The sequence below is a fragment of the Kitasatospora sp. NPDC059462 genome (assembly GCF_042749955.1).
Classification (GTDB): Bacteria; Actinomycetota; Actinomycetes; order Streptomycetales; family Streptomycetaceae; genus Kitasatospora.
Window position 1 is genome coordinate 1 of record NZ_JBHYUU010000286.1, and the last position, 7,188, is coordinate 7,188.

The following is a 7,188-nucleotide window of genomic DNA, read 5'->3' on the forward strand; positions in this document are numbered from 1 at the left end:
CGCATGGGACCCCGTGGGCACTACTGGTCGGAGTCGCCCGGCGGGGTGGCCGCCGGCTTCGCCTTCCCGTCCGTGTCGTCGGAGTCGTCCGACTCGGCGGACTGGTCGCCGTCGAGCAGCCGGGCGAGCTGGCCGCCCAGGATCCGCTTGAACTTGCGCTGCTGGAAGCGCTGGCGGTCCAGGACCGCCACCTCCAGCTGGTCGGGGGTGAGGGTGCGCGGGGTGCCGCCGTTGGGGTCGCGGGCGAGCGAGTCCACGGCGACCTTGACCGCCTCGGTGAGCGAGAAGCCGGCGCGGTGCCGCTGGCCGAGGTAGTTGCCGATCGAGTCGGCGTTGCCGCCGACCACCACGTAGTTCTTCTCGTCGACGACCGAGCCGTCCGGGGTGAGCCGGTAGATCTGGTCGTCCTCGCCGGAGCGGCCGACCTCGGCGACGATCAGCTCGACCTCGTAGGGCTTCTCGCCGACCGAGGAGAAGATGGTGCCGAGCGTCTGGGCGTAGACGTTGGCCAGGCCCCGGGCGGTGACGTCGGCCCGGTCGTAGGTGTAGCCGCGCAGGTCGGCGTAGCGGACGCCGCCGATGCGCAGGTTCTCGAACTCGTTGTACCGGCCGACCGCCGCGAAGGCGATCTTGTCGTAGATCTCGGACACCTTGTGCAGCGCCCGCGAGGTGTTCTCGGCGACGAAGACGATGCCGTCGGCGTAGGTGAGCACGACCACGCTGCGACCGCGCGCGATGCCCTTGCGGGCGTACTCCGCGCGGTCCGCCATGGCCTGCTGGGGGGAGACGTAGAACGGTGTCGACACCGGCGGTCGTCCCTTCCTTCCTCAGTTGATGGCTAGAGCAGCGGGGCCTGCGGCCCGTTGGGGTGGGCCAGGCGCTGGTCGGTGATGGAGACGGCGATCTCGGCGACCTCGGCCTCGGTGAGCCGGCGGAAGCCGTCCTCGGTGATCAGCGAGACGATCGGGAAGATCTTGCGGGCGAGGTCGGGGCCGCCGGTGGCGGAGTCGTCGTCGGCCGCGTCGTAGAGGGCCTGGACGACCATGGTGGAGGCCTGCTCGGCCGTGAGGTCCTCGCGGTGGAGCTTCTTCATCGAGCCGCGGGCGAAGACCGAGCCGGAGCCGGTGGCGGCGAAGCCGCGCTCCTCGGAGCGCCCGCCGGTGACGTCGTAGGTGAAGATCCGGCCCCGGCCGAGGTCGAGGTCGTAGCCGGCGAACATCGGCACGACCGCGAGGCCCTGCATCGCCATGCCGAGGTTGCCCCGGATCATGGTGGTGAGCCGGTTGGCCTTGCCCTCCAGCGAGAGCACGGTGCCCTCGATCTTCTCGTAGTGCTCCAGCTCCAGCTGGAACATCCGGACCATCTCGATCGCGAGGCCGGCGGTGCCGGCGACGCCGACCGCGCTGTACTCGTCCGCGGGGAAGACCTTCTCCATGTCCCGCTGGGCGATGACGTTGCCCATGGTCGCCCGGCGGTCACCGGCGAGGACCACGCCGCCGTCGAAGACCGCGGCCACGATGGTCGTGCCGTGCGGGGCCTCGATGACGCCCTCGGGCAGGCTGCGCCGGCCGGGGATCAGCTCGGGCCGGTGGGCCTCCAGGAAGTCGAGGAACGACGAGGACCCCGGGGTCAGGAAGGCAGCCGGTAGACGCCCGGTGCCACGAGTGTTGGCTTCCACACGATTCCTTCCAGGTAGCTTGAAGCGCGCACTGCCCGCACCCTACCGGCCGGACGATCACTGTCCAGCACGGCGGAGGGCCGGATCGGACGGACGGACGGCTCCCGCCGCCCGTCCGCCGTCGTCGGTCGCGACCGTGAATTCCCGGAATGCTGCCGGGCAGCCGCCCGGAGCCCGACCGGGATTACTGTCCGCCCTTTTGCACGAACTGCCGCACGAAATCCTCGGCGTTCGATTCCAGGACCTCGTCGATTTCGTCCAGAACCGCGTCGACGTCGTCACTCAGCTTTTCCTGGCGCTCCTTGAGGTCCTCGGAATTCTGCGCTTCCGCGGCCTGCTCCTCGACCTCCTCGGAGGAGCGGTTCGCCCGCTGCTGGCCGCCGCCGGTGTCCTTGCTCGCCATTTACCTCACCCCGCTCGATCGTCTGGCACGGTTTGGTCGTTGCTTGCTGCACCGACCCTATACACAAGGTGCGACAACCCGCTTCCGGTTTGCCGGTGGCGCTTCCTGTCCAACGCCCGCCGGTACCCCAGATGATTCCCATTCGCCCGGCGTTCACCCGTGGTGATCGGAAACTCACCGGGCTATCCGCCGGACAGCACCCGCAGCAGGTCCTCCGCCGTGCGGCAGCGGTCCAGCAGCTCCTTGACGTGGTTGCGGGTGCCGCGCAGCGGCTCCAGGGTGGGCACCCGCTGGAGCGAGTCCCGGCCCGGCAGGTCGAAGATCACCGAGTCCCAGGAGGCCGCCGCGACGTGCTCCGCGTACTGCTCCAGGCAGCGGCCGCGGAAGTAGGCCCGGGTGTCCTCCGGGGGCTTGGTGACGGCCCTGGTGACGTCCTCCTCGGTCACCAGCCGGTCGAAGCGTCCGCGGGCCACCAGGCGGTTGTAGAGGCCCTTGTCGGGCCGCACGTCGCTGTACTGGAGGTCGACCAGCTGCAGGCGCGGGTTGTCCCACTCCAGGGCGTCCCGGCTGCGGTAGCCCTCCAGGATCTCCCGCTTGGCGATCCAGTCCAGCTGGCGGGAGAGCGACATCGGGTCGCGCTCCAGGCGGCCCAGCACGTCCTCCCAGCGGGCCAGCACGTCCACCGTCTGCTCGTCGGCGTCGGTGCCGAAGCGGTCCTCGACGTACTTGCGGGCCAGCTCGAAGTACTCCAGCTGGAGCTGCACGGCGGTGAGCCGGCGGCCGCTGCGCAGCGTGACCAGGTGCTTCAGGGTGGGGTCGTGGGAGATCCGGTGCAGGGTGCGCACCGGCTGGTCGACGGCCAGGTCGGAGGTGATGAAGGCGTCCTCGATCATCGCCAGGACCAGCGAGGTGGTGCCGAGCTTGAGGTAGGTGGAGATCTCGGAGAGGTTGGCGTCCCCGATGATCACGTGGAGCCGGCGGTACTTCTCGGCGTCGGCGTGGGGTTCGTCCCGGGTGTTGATGATCGGCCGTTTGAGGGTGGTCTCCAGGCCGACCTCGACCTCGAAGAAGTCGGCGCGCTGGCTGATCTGGAAGCCGTGGGCGGAGCCGTCCTGCCCGATGCCGACCCGGCCGGCGCCGGTGACCACCTGGCGCGAGACGAAGAACGGGGTGAGGTGGCGGACGATGTCGGCGAACGGGGTGGCCCGCTTCATCAGGTAGTTCTCGTGGGTGCCGTAGGAGGCGCCCTTGTTGTCGGTGTTGTTCTTGTACAGGTGGATGTTCTGCCCGTTGGGCAGCTCCAGCGCGCGCTGTGCGGCGGCCGCCATGATCCGTTCGCCGGCCTTGTCCCAGAGCACGGCGTCGCGCGGGTTGGTCACCTCGGGCGAGCTGTACTCGGGGTGCGCGTGGTCCACGTAGAACCGCGCGCCGTTGGTGAGGATGACGTTGGCGAGGCCGATGTCCTCGTCGGTCAGCTGGCTGGCGTCGGCGACGTCCCGTGCGAGGTCGAACCCCCGGGCGTCACGCAGCGGATTCTCCTCCTCGAAGTCCCAGCGGGCCCGCCGTGCCCGGTGCATCGCCGCCGCGTACGCGTTGACGATCTGGGACGAGGTGAGCATGGCGTTGGCGTTGGGGTGCCCGGGCACGGAGATCCCGTACTCGGTCTCGATGCCCATCACGCGCCGTACGGTCATGCGGCCCTCCTTGCCCGGTGCGCCGCCCCCGGCGGGCGGTCCACACTGACGTACCGCTGAACAACACCGACGCCGGCCGTCTGCCCGCGAACGGTGGGTCGAGCCTAGAACGCCTTGCCGACCGGCGGGCCCCGAGACGCGCCGTCCGGCTGCGGGGCCGCGAGGCGCCACAGCCGGACGGGGTGCGTGCGTTCCGGGAGGCCCGGAGCGGTTCGGCTACAGGTACTGCCCGGTGTTGGCGACAGTGTCGATGGAGCGGCCGGACTCGGCGCCCTGCTTCCCCGTGACGAGGGTGCGGATGAAGACGATCCGCTCGCCCTTCTTGCCGGAGATCCGGGCCCAGTCGTCCGGGTTGGTGGTGTTCGGCAGGTCCTCGTTCTCCTTGAACTCGTCCACGCAGGCGTTGAGCAGGTGGGAGACCCGCAGACCGCGCTGGCCGTGGTCGAGGTAGTCCTTGATGGCCATCTTCTTGGCCCGGTCGACGATGTTCTGGATCATCGCGCCGGAGTTGAAGTCCTTGAAGTACAGGACCTCCTTGTCACCGTTGGCGTAGGTGACCTCCAGGAAGCGGTTCTCCTCGGTCTCGGAGTACATCCGCTCCACCACCGACTGGATCATCGCCGCCACCGTGGCCTCGACGGAGCCGTCGTGCTCCTTGACGTCGTCGGGGTGGAAGGGCAGCGAGTCCTTCAGGTACTTGGAGAAGATGTCCTTGGCGGCCTCGGCGTCCGGGCGCTCGATCTTGATCTTGACGTCCAGCCGGCCCGGCCGCAGGATGGCCGGGTCGATCATGTCCTCGCGGTTCGAGGCGCCGATCACGATGACGTTCTCCAGCCCCTCCACGCCGTCGATCTCGGCGAGCAGCTGGGGGACGATGGTGTTCTCGACGTCCGAGCTCACGCCGGAGCCGCGGGTGCGGAAGAGCGACTCCATCTCGTCGAAGAAGACGATGACCGGGGTGCCCTCGCCGGCCTTCTCGCGGGCCCGCTGGAAGACCAGGCGGATCTGCCGCTCGGTCTCGCCGACGTACTTGTTGAGCAGCTCGGGGCCCTTGATGTTGAGGAAGTAGCTCTTCCCCTGGGGGCGGCCGGTGACCTCGGCGACCTTCTTGGCCAGCGAGTTCGCCACGGCCTTGGCGATCAGCGTCTTCCCGCAGCCGGGCGGGCCGTAGAGCAGCACGCCCTTGGGCGGGCGCAGCTCGTACTCCTTGAAGAGCTCGGCGTGCAGGTAGGGCAGCTCGACCGCGTCGCGGATCAGCTCGATCTGGTTGGCCAGGCCGCCGATCTGGCGGTAGTCGATGTCCGGGACCTCTTCGAGGACCAGCTCCTCGACCTCGGCCTTCGGCACGACCTCGTACACGTAGCCGGACCGCGGTTCCAGCAGCAGGGCGTCCCCCGCCCGGAGGGTGATCTCGCGCAGCGGTTCGGCGAGGCGGACCACCCGCTCCTCGTCGGTGTGGCCGATGACCAGGGCCCGCTCGCCGTCCTCCAGGACCTCCTTGAGGGTGACGAGGTCGCCGATGCGCTCGAAGGCCATCGCGTCCACGATGTTGAGGGCCTCGTTGAGCATCACTTCCTGGCCGCGCCGCAGCTCGTCGAGGTCGACGTTGGGGCTGACGTTCACGCGGAGCTTGCGGCCGCCGGTGAAGATGTCGGCGGTGCCGTCCTCGTTGGAGCTGAGGAAGACGCCGAATCCCGCCGGGGGCTGTGCCAGCCGGTCCACTTCCTCCTTGAGGGCCACGATCTGGTCGCGGGCCTCGCGCAGGGTGGAGGCGAGCCGTTCGTTCTGGGCGGTCACGCCGGCCAGGTTGGTCTGGAGCTCGACGATCCGCTCTTCGAGGATTCTCGAATTGCGCGGCGAGTCGGCGAGCTTGCGGCGCAGCACGGCGATTTCCTGCTCAAGGTACGAGACCTGAGCGGCCTCGTCGGAACCACGAGCGGGCCGGCCGGTGCTGCGGTTGTAGTCGTCATCGTGGGCTGCCACGGTCCTCACCTCCTCCGGGGAGCTGGACGCTTCCAGACCCTACCTGGGACCAGGGGTCCCTAAACCCCTAGATCAAGAAAGATGGAACGGGCGTGTCCGATCTTCGCCCTCGCGTGCTTCCCCTCTGCTAGGGGGATACCCACCGCGCACCGGCCAAAGCGGGCCAGATGTATCGTCGAGCGAGTCGATATCCGATCGGGACCGACACCCTGGGTCCGATCGTTGTACGAATGGCGGGAATGCCCCAGGACGGGGCGTCCCGGGACAGAAACGGCGGACAATCATCATGTCGGTGAGCGAGTCGGCGGCTGCCGGGCCGCTGGAGGTGTGGATCGACCAGGATCTGTGCACCGGTGACGGCATCTGCGCGCAGTACGCGCCGGAGGTGTTCGAGCTGGACATCGACGGCCTCGCCTATGTGAAGGGCGAGGACGACGAGTTGCGCCAGCAGCCGGGCGAGACGGTGCCGGTGCCGCTGACGTTGCTTCAGGACGTGGTGGACTCGGTGAAGGACTGCCCGGGCGACTGCATCCACGTGCGCCGGGCCGCGGACGGCGTCGAGGTCTACGGGCCTGACGCCGAGTAGGCGGCGCCGGGTCCGGGCGCCCGGGGGCGGGTGGCGTCAGGTGAGGCTGAGCGGGGCGGCGGTCCGGGAGAGTTCCCAGCCGCCGCCCTTGCGCGTCCAGGTGAGGTCGACCGAGATGTCGGGCGCGAACCGCGGCACGTCGTCGGCGGAGTAGCCCTGGGCGTGGGCGGTGACGGTGCCGTCGGAGCGCAGCGCGAGGCGGCTGACGGTGAGGTTCTCGCGCTCGGAGAGCAGGGTGGCCAGCACGACCGGGCGCCCGCCGGGGCCGGGGCCGAGCAGGTAGACGGCGTCGGGCGGGGTGCCGTTCTCGGCGGCGCAGTGCGCGGCGGCGACGGTGCCGGGGCGGCCGTCGCCGAGGTCGGCGGCGAAGCTGACGGCCACGGTCACCGGGAACGGACCGCAGTCGAGCGGGAGTTCGGCCTTCGCCGGGTCGGGGGCGGCGGCCGCGGGAAGGGCCCTGGGGGTGGCGCGGACCGGCCCGGGGGTGCCGCTGGCGGGGCCGGCGGCGAGCGCGGCCACCACCACGGCGGCGCAGCCGGCCACCGTCACGGCCCAGTGCCAGGGGGCGGTGCGCCCGCGCCGGGGGCCTCCGCGGCCCGTGGCGGTCTGCTGTCCAGCCGTCGTCCCGACCGCGGTCTCCACCAGGCGTCCCCTCCAGTGGTCTGTGTGAGCGAGCATCGTCCCACACCGGCGTCACCGGGCGGTGGCGCGGGTGCGGGAACGCGGAAGGGGTGGTACGGCGCTGCCGGCCCCCCCCCAGCCCCGGCGCGAGGGACTCGTGGGCCGCCTGTGAGGCGGCCGCGGCGGCGGCGGCGGGGCCGGGGGGGGCGGCCTCCAGGAGGGG

At 70.4% G+C, this 7,188-nt stretch carries 7 protein-coding genes and 1 pseudogene; 1 reads left to right on the forward strand and 7 read right to left on the reverse strand.

What is annotated here, in order from left to right; genetic code table 11:
* Window positions 1-20: 20 nt before the first annotated feature.
* The 6 genes and pseudogenes from prcA to arc all read right to left on the reverse strand — a co-directional run bounded on the left by prcA (window position 21) and on the right by arc (window position 5,758).
* On the reverse strand, window positions 21-806 hold the full coding sequence (gene prcA / locus ACFXAM_RS36775) for a proteasome subunit alpha (RefSeq protein WP_380298056.1): 786 nt from the start codon (window positions 804-806) through the stop codon (window positions 21-23).
* A 32-nt stretch (window positions 807-838) separates the two neighbouring features.
* Window positions 839-1,633 (reverse strand): proteasome subunit beta, encoded by a 795-nt coding sequence (gene prcB / locus ACFXAM_RS36780; protein ID WP_380298064.1) that lies wholly within the window; start codon window positions 1,631-1,633, stop codon window positions 839-841.
* Window positions 1,630-1,707 (reverse strand): annotated as a pseudogene (locus ACFXAM_RS36785) (recombination endonuclease VII); the annotation flags it as partial. The gene prcB and the pseudogene ACFXAM_RS36785, both read right to left, overlap by 4 nt.
* A 155-nt stretch (window positions 1,708-1,862) precedes the next feature.
* A complete protein-coding gene (locus tag ACFXAM_RS36790; RefSeq protein ID WP_380298058.1) occupies window positions 1,863-2,081 on the reverse strand; it encodes a ubiquitin-like protein Pup in 219 nt (72 codons plus the stop codon).
* Window positions 2,082-2,263: 182 nt separating this feature from the next.
* Window positions 2,264-3,775, reverse strand: coding sequence for a depupylase/deamidase Dop (dop, locus tag ACFXAM_RS36795; protein WP_380298059.1), 1,512 nt, complete (start codon window positions 3,773-3,775; stop codon window positions 2,264-2,266).
* Between the two features lie 216 nt (window positions 3,776-3,991).
* Window positions 3,992-5,758 carry a proteasome ATPase gene (gene arc, locus ACFXAM_RS36800; protein ID WP_350545465.1) on the reverse strand — a complete coding sequence of 589 codons (1,767 nt, stop codon included), beginning with the start codon at window positions 5,756-5,758 and terminating at the stop codon, window positions 3,992-3,994.
* A gap of 286 nt (window positions 5,759-6,044) precedes the next feature.
* On the opposite strand from arc, the gene ACFXAM_RS36805 reads away from it, so the two are divergent.
* Window positions 6,045-6,344 (forward strand): ferredoxin, encoded by a 300-nt coding sequence (locus ACFXAM_RS36805; protein WP_380298060.1) that lies wholly within the window; start codon window positions 6,045-6,047, stop codon window positions 6,342-6,344.
* A 36-nt stretch (window positions 6,345-6,380) separates the two neighbouring features.
* On the opposite strand, the gene ACFXAM_RS36810 is transcribed toward ACFXAM_RS36805, so the two are convergent.
* Window positions 6,381-6,986, reverse strand: a complete 606-nt coding sequence (locus ACFXAM_RS36810; RefSeq protein ID WP_380298062.1) for a hypothetical protein — start codon at window positions 6,984-6,986, stop codon at window positions 6,381-6,383.
* Window positions 6,987-7,188: the final 202 nt, after the last annotated feature.